21 protein-coding genes and 1 tRNA gene are annotated in these 26879 nt (G+C 65.2%); 17 read left to right on the top strand and 5 right to left on the bottom strand.

Annotated elements, in window-relative coordinates:
* The first annotated feature begins 48 nt into the window (after window positions 1-48).
* The gene (gene pnp, locus FD678_RS01415) at window positions 49-2151 is read left to right on the top strand and encodes a polyribonucleotide nucleotidyltransferase (RefSeq protein WP_140718818.1); all 2103 of its coding nucleotides are present in this window, start codon (window positions 49-51) and stop codon (window positions 2149-2151) included.
* 213 nt (window positions 2152-2364) lie between these two features.
* Here the strand turns inward: pnp and FD678_RS01410 are convergent, their stop codons facing one another.
* The 3 genes from FD678_RS01410 to FD678_RS01400 all read right to left on the bottom strand — a co-directional run bounded on the left by FD678_RS01410 (window position 2365) and on the right by FD678_RS01400 (window position 4753).
* Complete coding sequence (locus tag FD678_RS01410; RefSeq protein ID WP_140718817.1) at window positions 2365-3438, bottom strand: DUF2272 domain-containing protein; 1074 nt, start codon at window positions 3436-3438, stop codon at window positions 2365-2367.
* Between the two features lie 167 nt (window positions 3439-3605).
* Complete coding sequence (nadC, locus tag FD678_RS01405; RefSeq protein WP_140718816.1) at window positions 3606-4472, bottom strand: carboxylating nicotinate-nucleotide diphosphorylase; 867 nt, start codon at window positions 4470-4472, stop codon at window positions 3606-3608.
* 11 nt (window positions 4473-4483) lie between these two features.
* Window positions 4484-4753, bottom strand: coding sequence for a Trm112 family protein (locus FD678_RS01400; protein WP_140718815.1), 270 nt, complete (start codon window positions 4751-4753; stop codon window positions 4484-4486).
* A gap of 68 nt (window positions 4754-4821) precedes the next feature.
* Between FD678_RS01400 and purE the strand changes: the two genes are divergently transcribed.
* Entirely contained in the window at window positions 4822-5325 is a 504-nt protein-coding gene (gene purE, locus FD678_RS01395; protein ID WP_140718814.1) for a 5-(carboxyamino)imidazole ribonucleotide mutase, read from the top strand.
* Window positions 5322-6467: a 5-(carboxyamino)imidazole ribonucleotide synthase gene (locus tag FD678_RS01390; protein ID WP_140718813.1), complete on the top strand. Its 1146-nt coding sequence runs from the start codon at window positions 5322-5324 to the stop codon at window positions 6465-6467. Before purE ends, FD678_RS01390 begins: the two co-directional genes overlap by 4 nt.
* A gap of 123 nt (window positions 6468-6590) precedes the next feature.
* On the opposite strand, the gene FD678_RS01385 is transcribed toward FD678_RS01390, so the two are convergent.
* Window positions 6591-7169 carry a superoxide dismutase gene (locus FD678_RS01385; RefSeq protein WP_140718812.1) on the bottom strand — a complete coding sequence of 193 codons (579 nt, stop codon included), beginning with the start codon at window positions 7167-7169 and terminating at the stop codon, window positions 6591-6593.
* A 116-nt stretch (window positions 7170-7285) separates the two neighbouring features.
* Here FD678_RS01385 and grxD point away from each other — a divergent pair, with 116 nt between their 5' ends.
* The 13 genes from grxD to FD678_RS01320 all read left to right on the top strand — a co-directional run bounded on the left by grxD (window position 7286) and on the right by FD678_RS01320 (window position 24073).
* Window positions 7286-7606, top strand: a complete 321-nt coding sequence (gene grxD / locus FD678_RS01380; protein ID WP_140718811.1) for a Grx4 family monothiol glutaredoxin — start codon at window positions 7286-7288, stop codon at window positions 7604-7606.
* Window positions 7603-8349 (top strand): SDR family NAD(P)-dependent oxidoreductase, encoded by a 747-nt coding sequence (locus FD678_RS01375; RefSeq protein ID WP_140718810.1) that lies wholly within the window; start codon window positions 7603-7605, stop codon window positions 8347-8349. The genes grxD and FD678_RS01375 overlap by 4 nt, the downstream gene beginning before the upstream one ends.
* Window positions 8346-8945: a YhgN family NAAT transporter gene (locus FD678_RS01370; RefSeq protein WP_140718809.1), complete on the top strand. Its 600-nt coding sequence runs from the start codon at window positions 8346-8348 to the stop codon at window positions 8943-8945. Before FD678_RS01375 ends, FD678_RS01370 begins: the two co-directional genes overlap by 4 nt.
* Window positions 8946-9177: 232 nt before the next feature.
* On the top strand, window positions 9178-11547 hold the full coding sequence (locus FD678_RS01365; protein ID WP_140718808.1) for a TonB-dependent receptor: 2370 nt from the start codon (window positions 9178-9180) through the stop codon (window positions 11545-11547).
* Between the two features lie 545 nt (window positions 11548-12092).
* Window positions 12093-15338, top strand: coding sequence for a TonB-dependent receptor (locus FD678_RS01360; protein WP_140718807.1), 3246 nt, complete (start codon window positions 12093-12095; stop codon window positions 15336-15338).
* Window positions 15339-15446: 108 nt separating this feature from the next.
* Window positions 15447-16835 carry a nucleotide 5'-monophosphate nucleosidase PpnN gene (ppnN, locus tag FD678_RS01355; protein ID WP_140718806.1) on the top strand — a complete coding sequence of 463 codons (1389 nt, stop codon included), beginning with the start codon at window positions 15447-15449 and terminating at the stop codon, window positions 16833-16835.
* A 138-nt stretch (window positions 16836-16973) separates the two neighbouring features.
* Window positions 16974-17486, top strand: coding sequence for a GspH/FimT family pseudopilin (locus tag FD678_RS01350; protein WP_140718805.1), 513 nt, complete (start codon window positions 16974-16976; stop codon window positions 17484-17486).
* Window positions 17483-17962 (top strand): type IV pilus modification protein PilV, encoded by a 480-nt coding sequence (pilV, locus tag FD678_RS01345; RefSeq protein ID WP_218569425.1) that lies wholly within the window; start codon window positions 17483-17485, stop codon window positions 17960-17962. The genes FD678_RS01350 and pilV overlap by 4 nt, the downstream gene beginning before the upstream one ends.
* On the top strand, window positions 17959-19125 hold the full coding sequence (locus FD678_RS01340; protein ID WP_140718804.1) for a PilW family protein: 1167 nt from the start codon (window positions 17959-17961) through the stop codon (window positions 19123-19125). Before pilV ends, FD678_RS01340 begins: the two co-directional genes overlap by 4 nt.
* 5 nt (window positions 19126-19130) lie before the next feature.
* A complete protein-coding gene (locus FD678_RS01335) occupies window positions 19131-19640 on the top strand; it encodes a pilus assembly PilX family protein (protein ID WP_140718803.1) in 510 nt (169 codons plus the stop codon).
* An 8-nt stretch (window positions 19641-19648) separates the two neighbouring features.
* Entirely contained in the window at window positions 19649-23479 is a 3831-nt protein-coding gene (locus FD678_RS01330) for a pilus assembly protein (RefSeq protein ID WP_140718802.1), read from the top strand.
* Window positions 23480-23492: 13 nt separating this feature from the next.
* Window positions 23493-23939: a type IV pilin protein gene (locus FD678_RS01325; RefSeq protein WP_140718801.1), complete on the top strand. Its 447-nt coding sequence runs from the start codon at window positions 23493-23495 to the stop codon at window positions 23937-23939.
* Window positions 23940-23996: 57 nt separating this feature from the next.
* Window positions 23997-24073 (top strand) — tRNA-Asn (locus FD678_RS01320).
* Between the two features lie 48 nt (window positions 24074-24121).
* Here the strand turns inward: FD678_RS01320 and FD678_RS01315 are convergent.
* Window positions 24122-24649, bottom strand: coding sequence for a GspH/FimT family pseudopilin (locus tag FD678_RS01315; protein WP_140718800.1), 528 nt, complete (start codon window positions 24647-24649; stop codon window positions 24122-24124).
* A gap of 155 nt (window positions 24650-24804) precedes the next feature.
* Between FD678_RS01315 and uvrB the strand changes: the two genes are divergently transcribed.
* Complete coding sequence (gene uvrB / locus FD678_RS01310; RefSeq protein WP_140718799.1) at window positions 24805-26820, top strand: excinuclease ABC subunit UvrB; 2016 nt, start codon at window positions 24805-24807, stop codon at window positions 26818-26820.
* Window positions 26821-26879 lie beyond the last annotated feature (59 nt).

Raw genomic sequence — 26879 nt, 5'->3', positions numbered from 1 at the left:
GCGGCCGGTCCATCCGCAGAAAAGCATTCATTCCCCAAGGAAACCCTCGTGGCAAAAATCACCAAAACCTTCCAGTACGGTAAACATACCGTCACCCTGGAAACGGGCGAGATCGCCCGCCAAGCCAGCGGTGCCGTCATCGTCAACATGGACGAGACCGTGCTGCTGGTCACCGCCGTCGCCGCCAAGAGCGCGCGCGAAGGCCAGGACTTCTTCCCGCTGACCGTCGACTACGTGGAGAAGTTCTATGCCGGCGGCCGCATCCCCGGCGGCTTCTTCAAGCGCGAGGGACGCCCGACCGAGAAGGAGACCCTGGTTTCCCGCCTGATCGACCGCCCGATCCGCCCGCTGTTCCCGGAGGAGTACAAGAACGAAGTGCAGATCATCGCCCAGGTGATCTCGCTCAATCCGGAAGTGGACGGCGACATCCCGGCGATGATCGGCGCCTCGGCCGCGCTGGCGCTGGCCGGCACGCCGTTCAAGGGCCCGATCGGCGCCGCCAAGGTCGGCTACAAGGACGGCCAGTACATCCTCAACCCGACCACCACCGAGCTGCAGACCTCGCAGCTGGAGCTGGTCGTCGCCGGCACCTCCAACGCGGTGCTGATGGTCGAATCCGAAGCGCAGCTGCTGAGCGAGGAAGTGATGCTCGGCGCGGTGACGTTCGGCCACCGCGAGATGCAGAAGGTCATCAACGCGATCAACGAGCTGACCGTCGAGGCCGGCACCAAGCCGAGCGACTGGGTCGCCCCGCCGAAGAACGAGGCGCTGATCTCGGCCCTGAAGGAAGCGGTCGGCACCAAGCTGGCCGAAGCCTTCCAGATCCGCGACAAGCTGCAGCGCCGCGACGCGATCGCCGCGATCAAGAAGGACGTGACCGAGCAGCTGGCCGGCCGCGTCGAGGCCGAGGGCTGGAGCCCGGCCGAGCTGTCGAAGGAATTCGGCGAGCTGGAATACCGCACCATGCGCGACGCGGTGCTGGACACCAAGATCCGCATCGACGGCCGCGACCTGACCACCGTCCGCCCGATCGCCGTCAAGGCCGGCGTGCTGCCGCGCACCCACGGCTCGGCGCTGTTCACCCGCGGCGAGACCCAGGCGATCGTGGTCACCACGCTGGGCACCGCGCGCGACGGCCAGATCATCGACGCGATCAGCGGCGAGTACAAAGAGAACTTCCTGTTCCACTACAACTTCCCGCCGTTCTCGGTGGGCGAGACCGGCCGTTTCGGCGCGCCGAAGCGCCGTGAGATCGGCCACGGCCGCCTGGCCAAGCGCGGCGTGCTGGCGGTGATGCCGAGCCTGGAGGACTTCCCGTACACGATCCGCGTGGTCTCGGAGATCACCGAGTCGAACGGCTCCTCGTCGATGGCCTCGGTGTGCGGCTCCTCGCTGGCGCTGATGGACGCCGGCGTGCCGGTGAAGGCGCCGGTCGCGGGCATCGCGATGGGTCTGGTGAAGGAAGGCGACCGCTACGTCGTGCTGAGCGACATCCTGGGCGACGAGGACCACCTCGGCGACATGGACTTCAAGGTCGCCGGCACCGCCGAGGGCGTATCCGCGCTGCAGATGGACATCAAGATCGACGGCATCACCGAGGAGATCATGAAGGTGGCGCTGGCCCAGGCCAAGCAGGGCCGCCTGCACATCCTCGGCGAGATGAGCAAGGCGCTGACCGCGCCGCGCGCCGAGCTGTCGGACTACGCGCCGCGCCTGCTGACCATCAAGATCCACCCGGACAAGATCCGCGAGGTGATCGGTAAGGGCGGCTCGACGATCCAGGCGATCACCAAGGACACCGGCACCCAGATCGACATCCAGGACGACGGCACCATCGTCATCGCGTCGGTCAACAACGCCGCCGCGCAGGAAGCCAAGCGCCGCATCGAGCAGATCACCTCGGACGTCGAGCCGGGCCGCATCTACGAAGGCAAGGTCGCCAAGATCATGGACTTCGGTGCGTTCGTCACGATCCTGCCGGGCAAGGACGGCCTGGTGCACGTCTCGCAGATCTCCAGCGAGCGCGTCGAGAAGGTCAGCGACAAGCTGAAGGAAGGCGACGTGGTGAAGGTCAAGGTGCTGGAAGTCGACAAGCAGGGCCGTATCCGCCTGTCGATCAAGGCCGTCGAGGAAGAGGGCGCCGGCGAGTAATCGCGGCGATCCTGGCACTCGGGAAAAGCGGGCTCCGGCCCGCTTTTTCTTTGTCCCATGCAAGCCTTGAGTAGGAATGGCTTTCGTGGGAGCGGCTTCAGCCGCGCTGGGGCTTTCATGCAGGTCCCTCTGCAAAAGCCTGCACATCCTTGTGCAGGGGTTTGAATGGGAAAGCCCCATCGCGGCTGAAGCCGCTCCCACGAAAAGTCGCTGCTAGGGGTTTTCAGGGTTTTGCGGATTCGGGGGATTCTGCCGCTCCTGCCTGGTGGCCGGCCGTGGTGGCACCACGCGCGGGAATCCCGGTGGCATCGCAGTGGGGGCGGATGCGGGAATGGACTGCGACGGGACGACCGGCAGGCTGGCAGGCGCCGCCAGCGCGGCGTCCTCGCGCAGCTTCAGCAGCGCGGCCCAGTCCCGGCGGTTGAAGTCGCACAGTTCCTCGCGGGCGGGCGTGCATTCCAGGCCGGCGCCCTGGGTGTCCTCGTCGCTGCCGCCGTTGCCGTCGATGGGCGCGGGCAGGACCAGGCGGCCGGCGCGGTCCAGCGGCAGCTTGCGCATCATCACCGTGTTGAGCACGTTGCCGCCGATCAGGTACAGCGTGCGATCGCCGCCGACATTGGCGGCCACGACGATGTCGCAATGCGATTTCCAATGCACGGTGCCGCCGCGGGCGAGTTCCGCGTTCAGGCCGGCGAAGCCCAGCGAGCGGTCGCGTCCGCGCAGCAGGCACAGCAGGTCGCCGGGCGCGGGTTTCTCGATGCCGGGGTCGGTCAATCGATAGGGGCTGCCGCCGTCGTTGCGGTAGGCGGCGCGGACGTAGTCGATGTGGCGCGGGGAGCGCAGGAAACCCGCCACGCCGGCCTGCGTCATCACCCACGATACGAAGGCCGCCGACCACGGATTGTCGCTGATGAAGGCGCGGCAATCGCTGGCGGTGTAGCGCGAACCGTCCAGCGCCGCGCAGCCGGGGGCGCCTTCGATGCCGCCCATCGCCGCCAGCGTGCCGCTGTCGCGCCAGTAGCCGGCCACGCGCTGCCAGGCGACCACGCCGTGGTCGGCAAGATAGCCGCTTTCCGCTTCGGTGATGGACAGGCTCGCCACGCGTCCGCGCAGGTCGATGAACGGACGCATCCACAGGCGATGCTCGTTGCATGCGGTGCGGACGATGGCGATGGCGGCCTGCCCGAGACCGTAGCGCGGCGGCAGGTCGCAGACTTCCGCGGCGGCGGCCGGAGCCGCCAGGCCGGCCAGCGACAGGCACAGCCAGGACAGGCGGGTACGAGCCATCGAGGATCCTTCCGGAGGGAGAGAGAGGATGCCGGGAGGCTGCCAAAGACCACCGCGAACGGGTCGTGAAAGCGCCTGTCGCCGTTCCGGCGAAGTCGTGGGCTCCTACGGTGCGGGCTTGCGGGATGCCCCGCCGCCGTCCGCGGTCGCTCCGGGCGGATGGCCGGTCAGCCCGGCGGCGGACCGAGCTTGAGCGAGAGGTCGACGGCCTGCACATGCTTGGTCAGCCCGCCGATCGAGATGAAATCCACGCCGTCCTCGGCGATGGCGCGCACGCCGGCCAGGTCGACGCTGCCGGAGACTTCCAGCGGTATGCGGCGCCCGGACGGGGCCGAAGCGGCGATGCGCACGGCCTCGCGCCGCATCGCGGCGTCGAAGTCGTCGATCAGGATCCTGTCGCAGCCGGCCTGCAGCGCTTCGCGCAACTCGTCCAGCGTCTCGACCTCGACGATCAGCGGCAACGCCGGCTGCTGCGCGCGCGCAGCCCGGATCGCCGCGCCGATCGAACCGGCGGCGCGGATGTGGTTTTCCTTCAGCATCACCGCATCGAACAGGCCGATCCGGTGGTTGAGGCCGCCGCCGCACCGCACCGCGTACTTCTGCGCCATGCGCAGGCCGGGCAGGGTCTTGCGGGTGTCGAGGATGCGCGCACCGGTGCCGGACACCGCGGCGACATAGCGTGCGGTCGTGGTGGCGGTGGCCGACAGGGTCTGCAGGAAGTTCAGCGAGGTGCGTTCGGCGCTGACCAGGCTGCGGCTGCGGCCCTGCAGGGTCGCCAGCACGGTGCCGGCGGCGACCGGCTGGCCCTCCTCGACGCGCCAGTCGATGCGCACCTGCGGGTCCAGCGACCGGTGGCAGGCATCGAACCAGGGGCGCCCGGCGATCACCGCGTCCTGCTTGCACAACAGGTAGGCGCGGTCCTCGGCATCCGGCAGCAACGCGGCGGTGACGTCGCCGCTGCCCATGTCCTCGGCCAACGCCCGGGCGACGTCGGATTGCACCGTCAACGGATCGGGGGCGATCACGGCCTGCATCGCGATGCGCCTTACTTTTCGGGAAAATCGGCCACCTGGGCGGTGGCGATGGCTTCCTCGGCCAGCAGCACCGGGATGCCGTCGTCGACCCGGAACACCTGCTTGCGGTCGCGGGTGACCAGCGCCTCGCGCAACGGCTGCTCCTGGCGGCTGCCGTCGGCGCGCTGGACGCCACCGGCGGCGATCGCGCGATTGAGTGCCTCCAGCCCTTTCGCGTCCAGCAGCGAAAGCGGCTGGCGGGTATCGGGCGAGCACAGCAGGTCGAGCAGTTTGCGGTCCATGGGGCTTGTTCGGGTCTTCGTCTTGCGCGGAAGACGGCTAGAATACGTCTTTAAGGCAGGGCAGGGCCATGACCTCGAACCAAACCACGCCGCTGGTCGGCATCGTGATGGGGTCCCGATCCGACTGGGACACCATGCAACACGCGGCACAGAAGCTCGACATGCTCGGTGTGCCCTACGAAGTGAGAGTGGTTTCGGCGCATCGCACGCCGGACGTGCTGTTCTCCTACGCCGAACAGGCGGCCGGGCGCGGCCTGCGCGCGATCGTCGCCGGCGCCGGCGGCGCGGCGCACCTGCCGGGCATGTTGGCGGCCAAGACCGCGGTGCCGGTGCTGGGCGTGCCGGTCCAGTCCAAGGCGCTGAACGGGATGGACTCGCTGCTGTCGATCGTGCAGATGCCGGCCGGCATCCCGGTGGCGACGTTCGCGATCGGCAATGCCGGCGCGGCCAACGCGGGGCTGTTCGCCGCGGCGCTGCTGGCGCCGGAGCACCCGGCGATCGGCGCGGCGCTGGCGCAGTTCCGCCAGCGCCAGACCGACGACGTGATGGCGGCGGACGATCCCCGACAATGACCACGGTCGGCATCCTGGGAGGCGGGCAGCTGGCCCGCATGATGGTCTTGGCGGGAGCGCCGTTGGGATTGCGGTTCGCGGTGTTCGACCCGGCGACCGACGCGTGCGCGGGCCAGGTCGCCCCGCTGCAGGTGGGAGGATTCGAGGACGAATCCGCGCTGGCCGAGTTCGCCGCGCAGGTCGACGTGGTGACCTTCGACTTCGAGAACGTGCCGGCGCGCAGCGCGCAGTGGCTGGCCGATCGCGTGCCGGTGTTCCCGAATCCCGGTGCGCTGGCGGTCGCCCAGGACCGGCTCAGCGAGAAGAGCCTGTTCCGCGAACTGGGCATCCCCGTCCCGGACTTCGCCGCGGTCGACGACCGGGCGGGCCTGGATGCGGCGCTGGCGCGCATCGGCACGCCGTGCATCCTCAAGACCCGGCGGCTCGGCTACGACGGCAAGGGCCAGTTCCGGATCAAGTCCCCGGCCGACGCCGATGCGGCCTGGGCCGCGCTGGGCGAGCAGGCGGGCAAGGTCGGCCTGATCGCCGAGGCGTTCGTGCCGTTCCAGCGCGAGGTCAGCGTGGTCGCGGTGCGCGGTCGCGACGGCGAGTTCCGCGCCTGGCCGCTGACCGAGAACTGGCATGTCGATGGCGTGCTGTCCGCGAGCCTGGCGCCGGCACCGGTCGACGCGGGCATGCAGCAACGGGCCGAGGCGCATGCGCGCAAGTTGGCCGGGAAGCTGGATTACGTGGGCGTGTTCGCGCTGGAGCTGTTCGTGCGCGACGGCGAACTGCTGGCCAACGAGATGGCGCCGCGCGTGCACAACTCCGGGCATTGGAGCATCGAGGGAGCGGAGACGTCGCAGTTCGAGAACCACGTGCGCGCGGTGCTCGGCCTGCCCTTGGGCAGCACCGCGATGCGCGGCCATGCCTGCATGCTCAACTGGCTGGGCGAGATGCCGCCGGCCGTGCCGTTCCTGGCCGTGCCCGGCGGGCACTGGCACGATTACGGCAAGCAGCCGCGCGCCGGGCGCAAGGTGGGACATGCGACCCTGCGCGCCGATGATGCCCGGGCGTTGCGGGCAGCGTTGGCGCAGACGGGCGATGCGCTGGGGCGCCAGGCACAGGTGGCGCCGGTGCTGGAGCGATTGGCGCAGGAGTGATCCTGCGGCCCGGCGCGAGCCGCGCCGGGCTTGCCGCCCCAAGCCGCGCATGGGCGCGTGGGTTTTCGCAGGAGGTGCATCGGCGCCCCGCGGCGGCTTGCGTCGCGCCCGCGGGACGCGGGCTCATTGCAGCCGGCTGGCGACGAAGTCCCAGTTGACGACTTTCCAGAACGCTTCCAGGTAGGCGGCGCGCGCGTTCTGGTGGTCCAGGTAATAGGCGTGTTCCCAGACGTCGCAGGCAAGCAGCGGCGTATCGCTGCCGGTCAGCGGCGTGCCGGCATGGGGCGTGCTCGCCACGGCCAGGAGGCCGTCCGGGCGCTGCACCAGCCATACCCAGCCCGAACCGAACAGCGCCAGCGCGGCGCGATCGAATTCCTGGCGCAGTTGCGTGACGCCGCCGAAGGACTGGGCGATCTTCTCGGCGAGCGCGCCGGTGGGATCGCCGCCGCCGCGCGCGCGCATGCACTGCCAATAGAAGCCGTGGTTCCAGACCTGCGCGGCGGTGTCGAACAGGCTGCCCTGGGCGCGCCGGACGATTTCCTCCAGCGCAAGATCGGCGAACTCCGTGCCTTCGATCCGCGCGTTGAGCTCCTCGACGTAGTTCCGATGGTGCTGGCCGTGATGGCTGTCCAGCGTCGCGGCCGACAGGTGCGGCTCGAGGGCGGAGCGGGAATAGGGCAGGGGAGGCAGTTCGATCGGCATGAGGGCGTTTTTTCCTGGTCGGCCCGCGGTTGAACGCGTTGGGGCTTACAATGGGCGGCAATGCGGAAGTCTATCCGACCCGGATGGCCGGGCTTCCGCCCAGCAAGGAGAATCCCATGGCGGTGATCGAGCGGATCCAGGCCGAAGTCGAGCGGTATCCCATCGTGCTGTTCATGAAGGGCACGCCGCAGTATCCGATGTGCGGGTTCTCAAGCCGGGCCGTGCAGGCGCTGCTGGCCGCCGGCGCCGAGCAACTGCACACGGTCAACGTGCTCGAGGAGCCCGAGATACGGGCCAACCTGCCGCGCTTCTCCAACTGGCCGACCTTCCCGCAGCTGTTCATCCACGGGGAACTGATCGGCGGTTGCGACATCACGCTGGAGCTGTTCGAGTCCGGCGAACTCAAGCGCATCGTCAGCGAGGCCTACCAGCCGTGAGCCAGGAGCAGGCGACCTCCCTGCCAGCGGCGGCGTTGGCGGGGCGCGTGGTGTTGGTCACGGGGGCCGCGGGCGGCCTCGGCGCGGCGGCGGCGCGCGCGTGCGCGGCGGCGGGCGCGACCGTGGTGCTGCTCGGACGGCAGGTGCGCAAGCTCGAGCGCGTCTACGATGCCGTGGCGGCGGCAGGGCCGGAGCCGTTGCTGTATCCGATGGACCTGGCCGGCGCCAGCCCGGACGACCATGCCGAGCTGGCCGCGCGGATCGGGGCCGAGCTCGGCCGCCTGGACGGCGTGCTGCATTGCGCGGCCGATTTCCCCGGCCTGACGCCGCTGGAGAACACGGATCCCGCGGTGCTGGCGCGTTCGCTGCAGGTCGGCCTGACCGCACGGCTGTGGTTGTCGCAGGCTTGCCTGCCGCTGCTGCGCCAGCGCCAGGACGCGGCGCTGGTGTTCGTGGTCGACGACCCGGCCCGGGTGGGCCAGGCGTACTGGGGGGCATACGGCGCCGCGCAGCATGCGCAGCGCGGCCTGGTATCGAGCCTGCACCAGGAGACCGCCGCCGGGCCCGTGCGGGTCTGCGGCCTGCAGCCGGGGCCGATGCGCACGCCGTTGCGCGCGCGCGCGTTCCAGCACCAGGACGACCATGCGGCCGTGGATCCGGGGCATTACGCGGATGCCTGCGTCGCCTTGCTTTCCGCGTCGGGCATCGCGCACCGCGGCACTGTCTGGAGTCCTTCGGCATGACCATTCTTTCCGCCGCACTGCTGTTGTTCCTGATCCTGGACCCGCTCGGCAACGTCCCGGTGTTCCTCAGCGTGCTCAAGCCGCTGCCGCCGCGGCGCCAGCGCATCGTGCTGGCGCGCGAGCTGCTGATCGCGCTGGTGGTGCTGATGGGGTTCCTGTGGGGCGGCAAGTACGCGCTGGAGCTGATGCACCTGCGCCAGGAGTCGGTGGCGATCGCCGGCGGCATCGTGCTGTTCCTGATCGGCATCCGGATGATCTTCCCGCGCCCGGAGGGGCTGATGGGCGAGATCCCCGACGGCGAGCCGTTCATCGTGCCGCTGGCGATCCCGCTGGTGGCCGGTCCTTCCGGCATGGCCGCCGTGATGCTGATGGGCAGCAACGAGCCGGCACGCCTGCCGGAGTTCAGCCTGTCGCTGCTGCTGGCATGGGGCGCGACCGCGGCGATCCTGTTCTGCTCGCCCTTGCTCTACAAGCTGCTGGGCCACCGCGCCCTGACCGCGCTGGAGCGCCTGATGGGCATGTTGCTGGTGGCGATCTCGGTGCAGATGTTCCTCGACGGCATCGGTACCTATCTCAAGTTGCCGGTGAACATCTGATCGCTACGCGATCTTTGTGACAACTTGATGGCGAGCGAGGACATTTTCCTTGCTCGTCCTTGCCGGCGTGTGTCCGGCTTGCAATGCGCCCCGGCATATGGCGGCGACATGCGCTGCTTAACGTGATCGTCACGTTTCGAGCGCCCTCCCTTTTCGGTGGATCGACCGGACGCCGGCATGCCGGCGGCGGGAGGGGCGCGCTTGTCGCATTCCTTCAGCCCAGAGGTCCTCCATGAAATCACGCCAGCCGTCCTCCCTGTCGGTGCTCGCCGTCGCCCTGGCCAGCGCGCTCGCCAGCCACGCGCAAGCGCAGAGCAACGACACCGAGCAACAGCAGAGTTCCCGCGTCACCGCGTCCAGCACGTCCAACACCACCTCGGCGTACGACACCAAGCGCGTGCAGGAACTCGACAAGGTCAGCGTCACCGGCAACAAGAACGCCTACGTGCTAGGCGGCGGCAACATGACCGTGCAGACCGCCAGCAAGGCGATCTCCACCGTGACGCGCGAGTCGATCTCGCAGGCATCCGGCGGCAGCAACTTCACCCAGGTGATCGACGCCATCCCCGGCGTGGATGCTTCCACCAGCGACGTGACCGGCCTGAACAACGGCAACTACAGCCTGCGCGGCTTCGATTCCTCGGCGATCGGCATCACCGTCAACGGCGCGCCGGTCACCGACAGCGGCAGCTACTCGGTCTACGCCACCGAGTACGGCGATGCCGAGAACTACAACGACATCACGGTGATGCAGGGCACGCCGAACGTGGACCAGCCGGAGATGGGCGCCACCGGCGGCCAGATCGCCTGGTCGACGGTCGATCCGACCCACGATTTCGGCGTCGACTTCAACCAGGGCTTCGGCAGCAACGACTATCGCCGCAGCTTCATCCGGGTGAACACCGGCGATACCGGCCCGGTGCGCTCGTGGGTCTCCTTCTCCCGCAACACCGCGGACAAGTGGAAGGGCAAGGGCACGATGGACGTCAACAAGATCGACGGCAAGAGCCTGTGGGAGATCAGCCCCGGCAACTCGATCAGCGCCTCGTTCCAGTACAACCGCCAGTCCAACTACTCCTACCAGACCGGCAGCAAGGCCCAGCTCGCCAACGATTACGAATACGACTACGCGGACGACTGGGGTACGGGATCGACCTCCTACTACAAACTGCGCCGCAACCCCTACAAGAGCCTGCTGGCCAGCCTCGATGGCGAGTTCACTCTGAGCGACAGCCTGCGCCTGTCGGTGGTGCCGTACGTGTGGTGGGGCCAGGGCGGCGGCTCCAGCGCCACCACGATCCGCCCTTCGACCAGCAGCGCCAACGTCTACGGTCGCTCCGGCAGCGTCGTCGACGCCAGCGATTACGCCTACACCTATTCGTACTCCAGTACGGTGCGCCCGGGCATCGTGGCCAAGTTCTTCCAGGATATCGGCCTGGACCACAATCTGGTATACGGGTTGTGGTTCGACCGCTCGCGCAAGAGCCAGAACAGCAGCAGCGTCGCCGTCGACCAGTCCACCGGCGAACCCTGCGACGTGTGGGCCGATACCGACAGTTGCTTCATCACCTATCCGGACGGTTCGGTGCAGCAGAGCTATCGCACCTACACCGTGACGAACGTGCAGAAGTACTTCGTCCAGGACAACTGGACGCCGGCCGACGATTGGGCGCTCAACCTGGGCCTGTCGTGGATTCATGCCACCCGCAAGGGCCACAACTACCAGTGGCCGGGTTCCACCCAGGAGATCGGCGTGGAGTTCGACAACAGCTACAGCAAGCTGCTGCCGGCCTTCGGCGTGAAGTACTCGCCGGACAGCCGCAACCAGTTCTTCTACGGCGTGGCCAAGACCTTCCGCGTGCCGGCGACCAACTCGATCACCTTGAACATGTCCGCCGACCAGGCGATCCCGGAACCGGAGTCGGCCTGGACGAACGACATCGGCTGGCGCTTCTACGGCGACCGCCTCGCCGTCTCGTCGATGCTCTACCAGAGCAACTACGAGAACAAGCAGATGAGCAGCTACGACCAGAACACGGCGCTGACCACCTACGTATCGATCCCGAAGGTGCGCATGCGCGGCTTCAACACCGAAGCCAGCTACGCGTTCACCGACAGCCTGAAGCTGTATGGCTCCTACACCTATACCCAGGCCAAGATCCTGAGCGATACGCTGGCGGTGGGCACTTCCAGCGGCGTCTACGAGTACGCCGTCGGCGGCAAGCAGTTGGCCAACACCCCGAAGAACATCGCCAACCTGCGCCTGAGCTACAACTACGGCAACTTCTGGGCCACCTTGAAGGGACGCTATTCCGGCTCCCGCTACGGCGACTACATGAACACCGAACGGGTCGGCGGCTACACCACCTTCGGCATCGACACCGGCTATACGTTCAACGATTGGGCCTGGCTGAAGAAGCCCTCGATCAAGCTCAACCTGTACAACCTGACCGACAAGCGCGTGATCACCTGGGCCAATACCACCCAGGTGCTGGCCGCCTCCGGCGCCAGCGAGTACCCGGACGTGGCGTCCACCGGCACCCCGTACTACTCGGTGCTGGAATCGCGCGCCTTCGCTGTGACCTTCGGCGCTTCGTTCTGACCTGATCCAGGCGTTCCACCTAAGCGAGTCCATGCAGGGGAGGCCGGCGCCGAGCGCCGGCCTTTTTTGCGCCTGTGTTCCCGGCATCCCGGGCTCCCCAACGCCCAGGGTTGTCATTTTTCTTTCAAGTTCGCGGTTCCGGACGGCTTCCCCCGACGACGGGCGAGCATGGGACTTTCTTTTTTCTGAATGAATTCAGGTTGATGTGCCATACGCTGGCGCCTGCGGACCGGACCCGCATCACGGCCGAGGTGGCGGATGCATCGCACTGCGAAGAGCGCTTGCCGGCGGGTGCGTTCCGGATGTTCTGTCCGCAACAAATGTCCTGATGCGCTAAAAATGTCATGGCACGGTCACAATCCGTGGATACCGTGTTAACCTGTTGTTAACCGTTGCGGCTGCAACCGGCCGCCCGGTCAGGGAACCCCAGAGCACAACACATTCAGGTCCATCCATCTCTTCCAGTGGATGGATCAGCACGTCTTTTTTCGTCCGCCAAATCCGCATCGAGGCTACCGACAATGACTGACCACCGCCGTCTCCGCATGTCCAAGCTCACGCTTGGTCTCGTGGCTGCGCTCGCCGCCGCTCCCGTCTTCGCGCAGAGCACCTCCGCCGGTGTCGGCGGCCAGGTGACCACCACCAGCGGCCAGCCGGTTGCCGGTGCCGAGGTGACGATCACCCACGTGGAGTCGGGCACGGTCAGCCGCGCGACGACGGATGCCGCCGGCCGCTACAACGCGCGCGGCCTGCGCGTCGGTGGCCCGTACACCATCACCATCACCAAGCCCGGCGAAGGCACCAAGACCGAGGATGGCGTTTATCTGGCCCTCAATCAGATTAGTACGGTCAATGCGCAGCTGACTGGCGACGTGACCACCTTGGGTACCGTGACCGCAACCGCGATCGCGGGTGGTTCGGAAGTGTTCAGTGCCAACAAGATGGGGGCGGGTACCTCGATAGACCAACAGAAGATCGAAGCGCTGCCTTCGATCAATGGCAATATCCAGGACTACATGCGCCTCGATCCGCGCGTGGCCTTCGTCGATCGCGCTTCGGGCACCATATCTGCCGGTGGCCAGAATCCACGCTACAACTCGATCAGCATCGATGGCGTCTCGGCCAGCGATACCTTCGGTCTGGAAGGCAACAACATGACCACCCGTCGCCAGCCGGTATCGATGGAGGCCATCGAGGCGATCGACATCAACCTGTCCAACTATGACGTCAGCATCGCCAGCGCCGTGGGTGCGACGGTCAATGCCGTAACCAAGTCGGGTACCAACGAGTTCCATGGATCTATCTATGGCAACTACCGGGACGGCGACTGGTTCGGCGACAACCCGGACGGCACCCCGTTCAACGGCTTCACCAAGGAAAAGACCTACGGCGCGACCTTCGGCGGCCCGATCGTCAAGGACAAGCTGTTCTTCTTCGCCAACTACGAAAAGTTCGAGCAGAAGGCTCCGGGCGCCGACCTGAGCAGCACGGCTTATGGCAAGCCCAATGCGTTGATCACCGATTCGGTGATCCAGCAGGCTCAGGATATCGCCCGTAACACTTGGGGCATCGACGCTGGCGGCCTGTCCAGCGACGGCAATACCGACCTCGAAGAGTACGCGCTGAAGCTGGACTGGAACATCAACGACAATCATCGTGCCAGCCTCCGTTACAGCAAGTTGGAGCAGAACAAGCTCCGGATCAACGGCATGAGCACCAGCAGCCAGGTATCGCTGAGCTCTTACTGGTACGAACACGAGAAGACCGTCGAGAGTTACGTCGGCCAGCTTTTCAGCGACTGGACCGATAATTTCTCCACCGAGTTCAAGGTGTCCTATCGCGATTACTCGGCGATCCGCGTCGTGCCGACGACTGCCCCGAGCATTGCGATTTATATGGGAGGCGACGAAGCTACTCCGTCCGGAGACGTGCTGTACTTCGGTACCGAGACCAACTCCCAGAACAATATCCTCGAAACCAAGACTTGGAACTACTACGCCGCGGGTACTTGGACGCTGGGTGACCATGACCTGAAGTTCGGCGTCGATTACAGCGACAACGACGTCTACAACTACTATGGCGCCAATTCCTGGGGCGTTTACCGCTTCTATGGCCTGGAGAACTTCCGTCTTGGCAAGTGGAGCCAATACGACCTCAGCGCCGAAACTTCGCCGGGTTCGATCGCCGCAGACTACAAGAACAAGAACCTTGGCCTGTTCGTGCAGGATACCTGGTACGTCAACAGCAACCTGACGCTGACCCTTGGCCTGCGCGCCGATCGCCCCGATACCTCCCCGGCGCCGGCCTACAATGCTGCGGCCTCAGAAAAATTCGGTTACGACAATAGCAAGATCTTTGATGGCGACTTCCTGATCCAGCCGCGCTTCGGCTTCAATTACACCTTCGATACCGATCGCCCCACCCAGCTGCGCGGCGGCGTCGGCTTGTTCCAGGGCGATGCACCGCAGGTTTGGATCGGCAACAGCTACGCAACCACCGGCCTCAACTACACTTCGTACACCAACTACTTGGTATCCAGCAGCCCGTCGAACCAGACGTGGACCACGCTGCCGTTCAGTCCCGATGGTTTGGCCCAGAACGTGCCGACGGTCGCAGGTTCGGCGACCCAGAACGTCAACTTCGTGGCCAAGGATTTCAAGTTGCCGTCCGTATGGAAGGCCAACTTGGCATTCGATCACGAACTGCCGTGGTACGGCATCGTCGGTTCGGCCGAGTTCCTGATCACCAAGGTCAAGAACGGCTTGTTCTACAAGAGCTTGAACATCGGCAATGTGGCCGCCCCGGGTGAGGATCCGAGCCCGACCTTCTATGGTCCGGATGGCCGAGCCCTGTATTGGAACCCGAACAAGCGCAATACCGGCGTTTGGCAATCGGGTGATGCGCGTGCCGGACGTGACCGCAACTACAACAACGTATTCCTGATCGACAACACCGATAAGGGCGAGAGCCGTCAATTCACGGTGTCGTTGACCAAGCCGTTCAGCGAGACGAGCGATTGGTCATGGACCTTGGGTTACACGTACACCGACGCGACCGAAGTGGGCCCGCTTACCAGCTCCACCGCCAGCTCGGGCTTCGGCTACCAGTATGGCTTCAATACCAACGACAATGTTGCCACGACCTCGCGCTACGAGATCAAGGATCGGGTCTCGGGCTCGCTGAACTGGAAGCACAAGTTCTTCGGCGATTACGAGACCCGCGTGGGCTTGGTATACGAAGGCCGCAGTGGTCGTCCGTTCAGCTACATCTTCAACGGCGATGCCAATGGCGACAGCCGTACCCTGAACGACCTGTTCTATGTCCCGTCGGGTCCTGGCGATGTGCTGTTCGGAACCATTGGCAACAACGGTTCGTTCACGCCGAATGCCGCGTTGGAGAAGCAGTTCTTCGACTGGCTTGCCCAGCATCCGCAACTGGCCAAGTATGCTGGCACCTACGCGCCGGCCAACGGCTTCCGTACCGGCTGGGTCAATACCTTCGACGTGCGTATCACTCAGCAATTGCCTGGTTTCGCCAAGGGGCACAAGTCGGAACTGTGGCTGGATATCCAGAACGTCGGCAACCTTCTGAACAAGAAATGGGGCCGCATCATGGATTACGGCTTCTATGCCGATGCCCGTGTTGCCAACCTGCAAGGTATCTACAACGGGAAGTACGTGTACAACACCCTGTACACCGATGCGCCGACCGCCGCCAACTCCGACGCGGACGGTTTCAACATCGGCGTCTCGCAGTGGTCCATGCAGTTGGGCTTCCGCTACGAGTTCTGATCCTTCGCGGTATATACTGCAGTCCATGGAACGGCCGGGGCGACCCGGCCGTTTCCTTTTGGATGGGGGAGTGCGTTACATTCCCGCGGCTGCAGACAGGAGCACACGATGGAAACAGGCAATACGGCACCGAGGGCGTTGCCGGTGGTGGACGCGCGGATCTATCCGCGGGGCGGTCTGGACGTGCTGTCGCGGGCGGAGGTCGCCCGGTTGCGCGACGCCTCCAGCGGCGGCATGCACGAGCTGCTGCGCCGCTGCGCGTTGGCGGTGCTGACCAGCGGCAGCGCCTCGGACGATCCGCGGGCGGCCCGCGACCTGTACCCGGACTTCGACATCCAGGTCGCGCAGCGCGACCGGGGCATCCGCCTGGAATTGACGAACGCCCCGGCCATGGCCTTCGTGGACGGCGAGATCATCAACGGCGTGGCCGAACTGCTGTTCGCCGTGGTGAGGGACCTGGCCTACATGGCGATCGAGCTGGGCCCGGAATCCACGGCCGACCTCGAATCCAGCGAGGGCATCACCAACGCGGTGTTCGGCCTGCTGCGCAACGCCCGCATGCTCCAGCCCTCCGATCCCAACCTGGTGGTCTGCTGGGGCGGACACTCGATCTCGCGCGACGAATACCTTTACACCAAGCAGGTGGGTTACGAGCTGGGCCTGCGCGGCCTGGACATCTGCACCGGCTGCGGCCCGGGCGCAATGAAGGGGCCGATGAAGGGCGCGACCATCGCCCATGCCAAGCAGCGCCGCACCAGCACGCGCTACATCGGCATCACCGAGCCCGGCATCATCGCCGCGGAGTCGCCGAACCCGATCGTCAACCACCTGGTGATCATGCCGGACATCGAGAAGCGGCTCGAAGCCTTCGTGCGCCTGGGGCACGGCATCATCGTGTTCCCGGGCGGCGTGGGCACGGCCGAGGAGATCCTGTACCTGCTCGGCATCCTGCTGCGCGAGGAGAACCGCGACCTGCCTTTCCCGCTGGTCTTGAGCGGGCCGACCATCGCCGCGCCGTACTTCGAGCAGATCGATCGATTCATCCGCCTCACGCTCGGCAACGAGGCCGCGTCGCGCTACGAGATCGTGATCGGCGATCCGGTGATGGTGGCCCGGAAGATGGCGGAGGGCATCCAGCGCGTGCGCGAGTATCGCAAGGACCAGAAGGACTCCTTCTATTTCAACTGGTCCGTCGACATCCCGCTGGAATACCAGCGTCCGTTCGTGCCAAGCCACGAGGCCATGGCGGCACTGGACCTGCACCACGGGCGCCCGGCCCATGCGCTGGCGGCCGACCTGCGCCGCGCCTTCTCCGGCATCGTCGCCGGCAACGTCAAGGAAGACGGCATGCGCCGGATCGAGGCCTTCGGCCCGTTCGAGATCAACGGCGACCAAGACATCATGCAGGCGCTGGACGGCCTGCTGCGCGCCTTCGTCGAGCAGCGCCGGATGAAGATCTCGGGCGAGTACCACCCCTGCTACAGGGTGGTGACCTGAGGCGGCATCACTCGGCATGTGATGGGCGTCAAATCGTTGACGCCCATCCCGCCTGAACGACCGTTCGTCCCCCGGGGATCTTGCCGCTTCGGCGGCGCTTTGTCAGGCTTTGCCCAACACGCTGGGGAGCGTTCTTCGATGTCACCTCGTCGGATTGGCGGCTTCACGCTGGTGGAGCTGATGGTCACCGTTGCCGTGCTGGCGATCCTGTCGGCGATCGCGTATCCGAGCTTCCAGGGGGTGATCCGCTCCAATCGTGTCAGTAGCGCCAGCAACGAAGCTTTGGCGCTGCTGTCCTTGGCGCGTAGCGAAGCAATCCGCAACCGGCGGGGGGCGGGCGTGTGCGGCAGCAGCACAGGGGAAGTTTGCGACGACGATTGGGCCGCGGGCATGTTGGCTTGGTCGGATGCCGATGGGAATGGGGTATATCAGACAGGGGAGACTGTCCTTCGTTTCGTCGCCATCGACCCGGCTCTGCAAAGTGCCGGGCCGGCAGCGGCGGTCGCCTTCGATTCCCGCGGACGGCGACGGGGTGACGTCGCCCAGGAGATCTCTTTGCAGCCCGTCTCGTGTGGCGAACAGGAGTTGCGCCGGGTCTTGACGATCAATGCGTCCGGCCAAATCCGCATCCAGAAGGAGGCTTGCTCGTGAAACGCCCGCGCTTCCCCTCGTTCGGAAACGACGCCGCAGGCTTCAGCATGATCGAGGTGCTGATCGCAATTCTGGTCCTGGCCATTGGCCTGCTCGGCTTCGCCTTGCTGCAGACCATGAACGTGCGTTTCGTTCAGAGTGCGAACTATCGTACCCAGGCGACCAACCTGGCCTATGACCTAATCGACCAGATGCGGAGCAATCGCTACCAGGCCGCTTGGTACAGTGCGGCGACGTTTGCGCCTAACACGGTTTCGGTCGGCCGGTGCCGCCGCCCGATAGGCAACGACGTCACCATCGACCAGAACATCCAGCGATGGCAGTGCCAAGTCGTGCAGGCGTTGGGAGAAGGCGCGAGCGCCACCGTGGTCAATGCCAATGGACAAGTGACCGTGGGTATTAGCTGGGGCGACCAACGTTGGGACAAGGACGATCCGGATGCCCTGACCACCTTTACCTTGGTCTCGCAGCTATGAAAAAAGCCGTTGCAAGACCGCGGCTGCAAGCCGGCCTCTCGTTGATCGAGATGATGATCGCGATGGTGATCGGGCTGGTCCTGATGCTGGGCGTGATCCAGGTGTTCTCCGCTTCGCGAGAGGCTTCGCGATTGGCCGAAGGAGGATCGCGTAGCCAGGAAAATGCGCGTTTCGCTCTGGATTTCCTGCAGCGCGATATCCGCATGGCCGGGCATTTCGGTTGCGTCAACGATCAAGCACATTTCGTCCGTGGCGAAGGCGATCCGGTGGTCCATATCGCGGGTGTGTCGACCGGGAGCGGCGATCCTCTGGATTTCAGCGTGTCGATACAGGGATATGAGGCGCCGAACACGAGCGCCAACTCCTCGCTGACGCTAGGCCAGAACTGGGCAGGCCCGAGCAATCTCCCTGCCAAGTTGCAGGGCCTCGGCATCCGGGGGGGCAGCGACGTGCTGGTATTGCGGTACCTGTCTCCTGAAGGCGTGCCGGTGACGGGAATCGCCTCCGGGACCAACAGCACGCTGACGTTTGACGCCGCCTTGGGAGCCCGTCTTACCGAGGGTGGAGTCGCCTCGCCGGCACTTTTTGGTGTTGCCGATTGCAGCCACGCCGATGTGTTCAGCGGTGTCTATTCTTCAGGAACGGTCACCGCCGCCGGCGTGAACCTGGAACGCTACACTGCCCAGCCGAGCGGCCAGACCATGCTGTACCGTGCCGAATCCATCGTCTACTTCATCGGCACAGGTACGTCGGGCGAACCGAGCTTGATGCGGGCTCGGGCGGATGGCGCCGGAAACTACGGGCAGCCCGAGGAACTGGTGGAGGGCATCGAGAGCCTGCAAGTCCTCTATGGCCTGGACAGCACGACCGCGATCAGTTCGACCACGCCACCACTAGGCAACATCACGGTGCAAGGCACCGCGGCCGATGTCAGCACGGGCACCGATGCCGACGCGGCTGCCCAGTGGCGACGCGTGGGACAGGTGCAGGTGGGAATCCTGGCCCGGAGTCCCACGCCGGCAGCGGCTGCATCGCCTAGCGACGCGGTCCACTATCCGCGCGCACTGGGCGTCGAGTTCGTACCGGCAGCCAACGGCGACGGCCGCTATCGCGCCGCTTACGAATCCACCATTGCCTTGCGCAATCGCTTGTTCGGGAATTGACACACATGGCTACCTTGTCGCGATCGCTCCCATTGCGTGCCCGGCAGCGCGGCGCGGTGCTGTACGTGGCGTTGATCATGCTCATCCTGCTGGCTTTGCTGGGGATCGCGGGCATGCAGGTGGCAGGGATGCAGGAGAAGATGGCAGCCAACTATCGAGCAGCCAACCTGGCATTCCAGCGAACAGAGGGGGTGACCCGGCGTGCGGAGAATGCCGTTGAGAGCATCGCCAATCGCACGTCTCTCGCTGCCGATGCGCCGCTCCAGTCGGGCGACATCCAGTTGGCGTGCGACGATGGATTCGACCCGGTCGCCTGGGGAAGAGCGCGCACTCTGGAAGGAGGGGAGGCCGTCAACGTCCGGCGCATCGATACCTGCATCGTCGGTCAGAGTGATTACGGTATGGGCAGTCCTTTGGATCCTGTTTCGCCCATCTACCAGATCACGTCGTTCTCCACCGATACCGATAGCGATCCCTCCTCTTCGGCGGTGATCGACACCGTGTTCAAACTCTGAGGTTCGCGATGGCAAGCCGTACATCCAAGATCGTGGTCGCCGGCACTTTCGCGTTACTGGCGGCCGGTGGCTACTTCGCCTACAACCTCCTGGCTGCGCAAGGGCAGGGCGAATTGGCCCAGGCGCCATTGAACAACACGACGCAAGCTCCGCCGGCTTTCATCATGGCGGTGGACGATTCCAACTCGATGACGTTCGAGCGGATCTTTCCCGGCGGCGATGGGCGGATGCAGTGGAACGGAAGCAGCTTCTTCAGTTCGGCGGGCGTGTTCTATAACGTGGGACAGCCGTGCTCCAACAACTCTGTCGACTGTTATCTGTATTTGTTCCCGCACGTGGGCTTCAATAGCTCGTACTCGCCAGGTCGTGCCATCCCGCCCCTGGACGTGTTCGGCTTCGCGCGGTCGCCGACCTATAATGCCGGCTACTTCAATCCGAACGTGAATTACGATCCGTGGAAGCTGGCGGCCGCGGACAGTCAAGGGAACACGCTGTGGCCTGACGCGACGATTATCGATACTCGCGCGGATCCCCGGACTGGAACGGACTTCGCCACGGCTCATGGCGTCAGCTACGATCTCACGTCCTCCAGAGCGGTGAACAACGAGCCATTCCAGTTCTTGACCGGCATGGTCATCCCCGCGGGGACCACCTATCGCTCGACGTCTCGAACATGCAATAGCTCCAATAGCAACGGCCTGCCTAGCACTAGCGGCAGCTGGACCTCCTTGAAGAACGACGTCGAGGTGCGCAACAACTGCACTGTCCAGCTGCAGTATTTCCCCGCTACGTTCTATCTGCCTGCCGACGCGGATGCCCCCGCGGGTTATCGCACGGACGATGCCAACCGTCCGGTCATCGCCAATGCCTGCGGGCCTGGCTGCGGCATGCGCCGCTACGAGATAAAGCCGGCCAACTACACGTCCACGGCGGCTTACGACGCGGCTATCAAGAACTTCGCGAATTGGTTCCAGTACCACCGCAATCGCATTCTTTCGATGGTGGGATCGTCCTCGCATGCGATGTTCGATGCCAGCAACATGCGGGTGGGATATTTCACGATCAACAACCGAACCGCGGTGACCATGTATGACGTGGTCACGCAGCGTTCGAACCTGTACGCGCAGATATACGCGTTGAAGCCCAACGGAGGGACTCCCAATCGCGAGGCCGTCGCCTTCCTGGGAGAACAGTTCCGCCGGACCGACGACAATGCGCCAGTGAAGCTTGCCTGCCAGCGCAATGGCGGCATGTTGTTCACGGATGGATACACCAATACCACCAGTAGCGTATCCGGCTATGGCAATGCCGATTCGGCGGGAGGAGCCAACCTGAGTGGTGCTCCCTTCCCTGACAACTATTCCAATACGATCGCCGACATCGCGGCCGCCTACTATGCGGGCGGAACGTACACGCCCTTGCGTACCGGAACGAATTTCCCGGTGGGCAGGGTGCCGGTGCCCAAACAGTGCAATACGTTGGATCCGAGTTCGGCGGATTGGAAGCGCCTGGACTGCCAGACCAACCTACACATGAATTTTTACGGCGTTACCTTGGGGGCCCAGGGCAAGATCTTCGAGGTCAACCAGGCGGCTACCGAGGATCCCTACACCAATCCGCCAAGCTGGAATGCGAATGGCGATCCATTGAGCTCCGATGACGGCCGCGTCATCGACGAGCTCTGGCACGCGACCATCAACAGCCGCGGCGAGTTCATCAATGCCAAGACACCTGCGGAAGTCACTGCCGCAATGCGTCGCGTCCTGTCCTCTGTGAGCGCGGGCTCCTCGCCCTCAGGAAGCCTCGCATTGACGGGTGCCAGGATCGGAGCCGGGTCACTTACCGTTTCCCCGAGCTACGAGGTCGCCAACGAAGGCACCGATTGGTTCAGCCGACTCAATGCCTCCAGCGTCAGCGTGGATCCGAGAACGCGCGAGGTCCTGTACACGCCCCTATGGGAGGCAAGTGCACGCTTGCCTGCCGCCGCCTCGCGCCGCGTGTACTTCTCCAGCGGCAGCACGGTCAGCGAATTCACTAGCGACAACGTGACCCTGGCCGGGCTGTGCAGCACGCCGTCCTCGAGCTATCCCGGCATGAGTCGGTGCACCGAGGTTACGCTGGGGGGGCTGGGAGCTACATCCGAGAGTGCTGTTGCCTACCTGCGCGGGGACGTCAGCGGTGAGAAGCGCAACGGCGGCAAACTGCGAGATCGCACCACAAGACTGGGCGATATCGTGAATTCGACACCCGTGATCAGTTCGCCTATCGACGACTATGGGTACCGCTCCCTGGCAGGAGGTCTGGGGGCAAGCTATCTCCAGTACTTGAACGCAAAGCGCCAAAGCAAGCGTTATATGGTCTACGTCGGCGCCAACGACGGCATGTTGCATGCCTTCGATGGCGGCATGGACGGCAGTGGGGCGATCAGCGGTAACGGTGGCCAGGAAGTATTCGCGTACATCCCGGCCACTTCCTATGGTCACATGGGCAATCTGTTGTTTCCCTACGATCCGGACCAGAAGAACGACCAGAAGTTCGCGCATCGCTACTTCGTGGATGGGCCGGTGGCCTTGGGCGATAGCTATTACGGAGGCAGCTGGCATACCACGCTCGTGGGAACCACGGGTGCGGGCGGTCGCGGCGTGTTCGCTCTGGACGTCACGACGCCAGGCAGTTTTGGTGCCAGCAGTAGGCTGTGGGAGATCAACGATCTCGATACCAGCCTCCCCCAAGCCGTGCGCCAGAACATCGGCCACGTGCTTGGCAAGCCAGTGATCGTGCCCGTGAAGGCCGGCAATGGCGATGTCTCCTGGAAGGCGATCTTCGGCAATGGCTACAACAGCGCCAGCGGGAAGGCGGTGTTGTTCTTGGTCGACATCGGGACCGGAGCGCCGAGCATCCGGATGATCGAGGCAGTCGAACCCGCCAGCAGTGCCCCGGCCGGCAGCAACGGCCTGGGCAATATCGTCGTGATCGACCGTTGGGGCGGAGCCAGCCAGACAACACGGGTAAGGGATGGCTTTGCTGATACCGTGTATGGAGCCGACCAGCGCGGTGCCGTGTGGAAGTTCGACTTGCGCGATGCGTCCAATTCCGTGTCCGTGCCCGTGTTCACGACGGCTACGCACAGCGACTCGGGACAGATCTATCGGCAGCCAATCACCGGGGGCTTGGCCGCCGCCGCTGGCGAGATGGGGGGGGTGCTGCTGGTATTCGGTACCGGCAGTTTCTCCTTCACGAACGACGTCAGCGATACGAGCACGCAATCGCTGTATGGTTTCACGGATATTTCCGAAGGGCGGGCGACCACGACGCTGACGCGTTCCAGCCTCATGCCTTATACGGTCTCTTCCAGCGGGAACGTCCGTACGCTCACCGCAGGTGCCCGTCCTGCGGGGGCGGTTGGCTGGTACGTGGATCTGCCGGCAGGCGAACGATTCGTCGGTAACCCGGAGATCGTATCAGGCATCGTGTTCATGCCCACGTACGTACCACAGCAGACGTCCAGCGGTTGCAGTACCGATGGATCCAACTGGCTCTTCGGTCTTAGTGCTCGCACTGGCGCTGGAGGCTTGGCCGGAGTGAGGGTAGGGTCGCCCACGGGGGCCTCGTTGACGGGGGGCACTGCAGGAATTTCGCTGGATACAGGGGGCAACGCACCCGTGAAGGACGTTGCAGTGTCAGTGGTTCCGAGGCTTGCGCCGCCCGAGACGGTGGGTGGCGGCAATCCACCGTCCCCGCCGGAGTTCGGATGCTGGATGGCGGTCAATGTGAGTGGTGCCAGCCCGATGTACTTGCCATATCCCTGCGGTCGCCAGTCCTGGCGCCAAATCCAATAGCGGAGAGCGTCAGATGGCCACGATCTATGGAAATCCTCCGGTTCCGCGAGCTATGACATCCATACGGTCCATCGGGATGGCCGGCTTCACGCTCATCGAACTGATGATTGTGGTGGCCGTGATAGCCATTCTTGCCGCCATTGCATATCCGTCTTACCAGGATCAAGTGCGCAAGTCGCGTCGAGCCCAGGCCAAGGCGGACCTGGTGGAGTACGCACAAAGGGCCGAGCGTTACCACACCACCAACAACACTTACGAAGGCTATGCGCTGCCCACTGCGCAATCGCCAAGGGAAGGCGGGACGGCTCATTATCAGCTCGCCTTCCAAGGAGCCCAGGCGACGTTCACGATCACCGCCACTCCCCAGGGGGGGCAGGCCCAGGACAAGTGCGGGACGTTGACGCTGAACCAGGCCGGCGTGAAAACGCCGGCGGAAACGACGGTTTCCGGCTGTTGGTAGCGATGTATCGATCAAGGCTTGCATCGGACGAAACCAGTGTCTAGAATGCGCCTCCCCGCCCGAATAGCTCAGCCGGTTAGAGCACTTGACTGTTAATCAGGGGGTCGTTGGTTCGAGTCCAACTTCGGGCGCCATATCCTGCAAAGGGCTGCGAGAGATCGCAGCCCTTTGTTTTTTTGGCTTCACCGGCCGCAGGGCAGGTTGCCTGTGGGGCGGGAGGTGCGGACGCGGCCGAGGTTGTTCACGACGATTTCGGCCATGAAGCGTTCATCCGAGCAGACCCGCACGCTCAGGTTTGTGCCCGCACTGCGGCCGTCCGGCAGGAAGCGGATGAGGCGGCGGCCCGGGCTCGAGAGCAGGCGCGTCGCGCCTGAGGCCGGCCGGTTCTCCCACCTGAGCACGGACGCGGCGCTGGCGGGCTGGGGTGTCCTGCCGGGATCGCGGTACATGATCCAGCCGCGGCTCCAGTCGGTGCCCTCCGTACAGCGGAGCCCGTCCGCGGAAGGACACACGGTGGTGGGGGTGCGATGGCTGATGGCCACGCTGCGGGCGCTGGCGAACTGGGCGCTGAGCAGGTGCGTGGCGGTACGGGCCCGTTGCCGTTCGAGCGTGGCCTTGAAGGCGGGGATCCCGATGGCGACCAGGATGGCCAGCACGGCCATGGCCATCATGGATTCGATCAGCGTGAAGCCGGTGTCTCTGCCTGGCATTGCGACTGCTTCCCTGCGGTCCCGGTGCAGTGTCGGGGGCAGGGGCGCCGGCATGAATCGGTGAAGCAGTCCGGCGGGGGTAGGACTTCTGCCCACGAGGGCGTCGGCGAACGATGGCTATACTGGTCAATCGTCCAGAGCGGCACCCCCTTGCCATGAGCGACCGTTTCCAGTTGGTATCCCCCTATTCGCCCGCGGGCGACCAGCCCGCGGCGATCGAGAAGCTGGCCGCCAATTTCGAGGCCGGGCTGGCCAAGCAGGTACTGCTGGGCGTGACCGGCTCGGGCAAGACCTACACCATCGCCAACGTGGTGCAGCAGATCCAGAAGCCGACGCTGGTGATGGCGCCGAACAAGACGCTGGCGGCGCAGCTGTACGGCGAGTTCAAGGCGTTCTTCCCGCACAACGCGGTGGAGTATTTCGTCAGCTACTACGACTACTACCAGCCGGAGGCCTACGTGCCTTCGTCGGACACCTACATCGAGAAGGACAGCTCGATCAACGAGCACATCGAGCAGATGCGGCTGGCGGCGACCAAGACGCTGCTGTCGCGCCGCGACGCGCTGGTGGTGGCGACGGTGTCGGCGATTTACGGCCTGGGCGCGCCGGAGGATTACCTCTCGCTGCGGTTGATCCTGTCGGTCGGTGAGCACATCGACCAGCGCCAGCTGATCCGGCACCTGACCGACCTGCAGTACACGCGCAACGAGTTCGAACTGACCCGCGGCGCGTTCCGCGTGCGCGGGGAGGTGGTGGACGTGTTCCCGGCGGAGTCCGACACCGAGGCGCTGCGCATCGAGCTGTTCGACGGCGACATCGAGAACCTGACCCTGTTCGATCCGCTGACCGGCGAGACGCTGCGCAAGCTGCAGCGCTACACGGTGTATCCGAAGACCCACTACGCGACCACGCGCGAGCGCACGCTCAGCGCGATCGACACCATCAAGGCGGAACTGAAGGAGCGCCTGGAGCAGCTCTACGCGCAGAACAAGCTGGTCGAGGCGCAGCGGCTGGCCCAGCGCACCCAGTTCGACCTGGAGATGATGGCCGAGGTGGGGTACTGCAACGGCATCGAGAACTATTCCCGGCACCTCACCGGCAAGGCGCCGGGCGAGCCGCCGCCGACGCTGTTCGACTACCTGCCGCCGGACGCGCTGCTGGTGATCGACGAATCGCACGTGACCATCCCGCAGATCGGCGCGATGTACAAGGGCGACCGCTCGCGCAAGGAGACGCTGGTGGAGTTCGGCTTCCGGTTGCCCTCGGCGCTGGACAACCGGCCGCTGCGCTTCGAGGAATGGGAGGCGCGTTCGCCGCGCAGCATCTACGTCTCGGCGACGCCGGGGCCGTACGAGTTGCGCGAGGGCGGGGACGAGATCACCGAACTGGTGGTCCGCCCGACCGGCCTCGTCGATCCGGAAGTGGAGATCCGGCCGGTCGCGACCCAGGTCGACGACCTGATGAGCGAGTGCAACGAGCGGATCAAGCTGGGCGACCGCGTGCTGGTCACCACGCTGACCAAGCGCATGGCCGAAAACCTGACCGAGTACCTCGGCGAGCACGGTATCCGCGTGCGCTACCTGCACTCGGACATCGATACGGTCGAGCGCGTGGAGATCATCCGCGACCTGCGCCTGGGCAAGTTCGACGTGCTGGTGGGCATCAACCTGCTGCGCGAGGGCCTGGACATGCCGGAGGTGTCGCTGGTGGCGATCCTGGATGCCGACAAGGAGGGCTTCCTGCGCTCCACCGGGTCGCTGATCCAGACCATCGGCCGTGCCGCGCGCAACCTGCGCGGCAAGGCGATCCTGTACGCGGACAAGGTCACCCGGTCGATGCAGGCGGCGATCGACGAAACCGACCGCCGCCGGCAGAAGCAGATCGAGTACAACGCCGAGCACGGCATCGTGCCCAAGTCGGTGGCGCGGCCGATCGCGGACATCCTGGAAGGCGCCCGGGACGAGGGGGCGGCGACCGGCAAGGGCAAGTCCAAGACGCGCCGGGCCGCGGAGGAACCCGCAGATTACCGCGCCCTGGGGCCGGCCGAGGCCGCCGCCCGGATCAAGGCGCTGGAGCAGCAGATGTACCAGCATGCCCGCGACCTGGAGTTCGAGGAGGCGGCCCGGATCCGCGACCAGATCCATCGCCTGAAAGAAGCCAGCCTGGGCTGAGGCGCCACGATCGGCCGGAATTTTCGTGTGGCTATTGTGAAGTGCCCGGGAGCTGGGCT

This window comes from Pseudomonas sp. Hp2, assembly GCF_006386585.1.
In the GTDB taxonomy this organism is placed as follows: domain Bacteria; phylum Pseudomonadota; class Gammaproteobacteria; order Xanthomonadales; family Xanthomonadaceae; genus Pseudomonas_S; species Pseudomonas_S boreopolis.
This window is presented reverse-complemented; position numbering and strand designations above follow the sequence as displayed.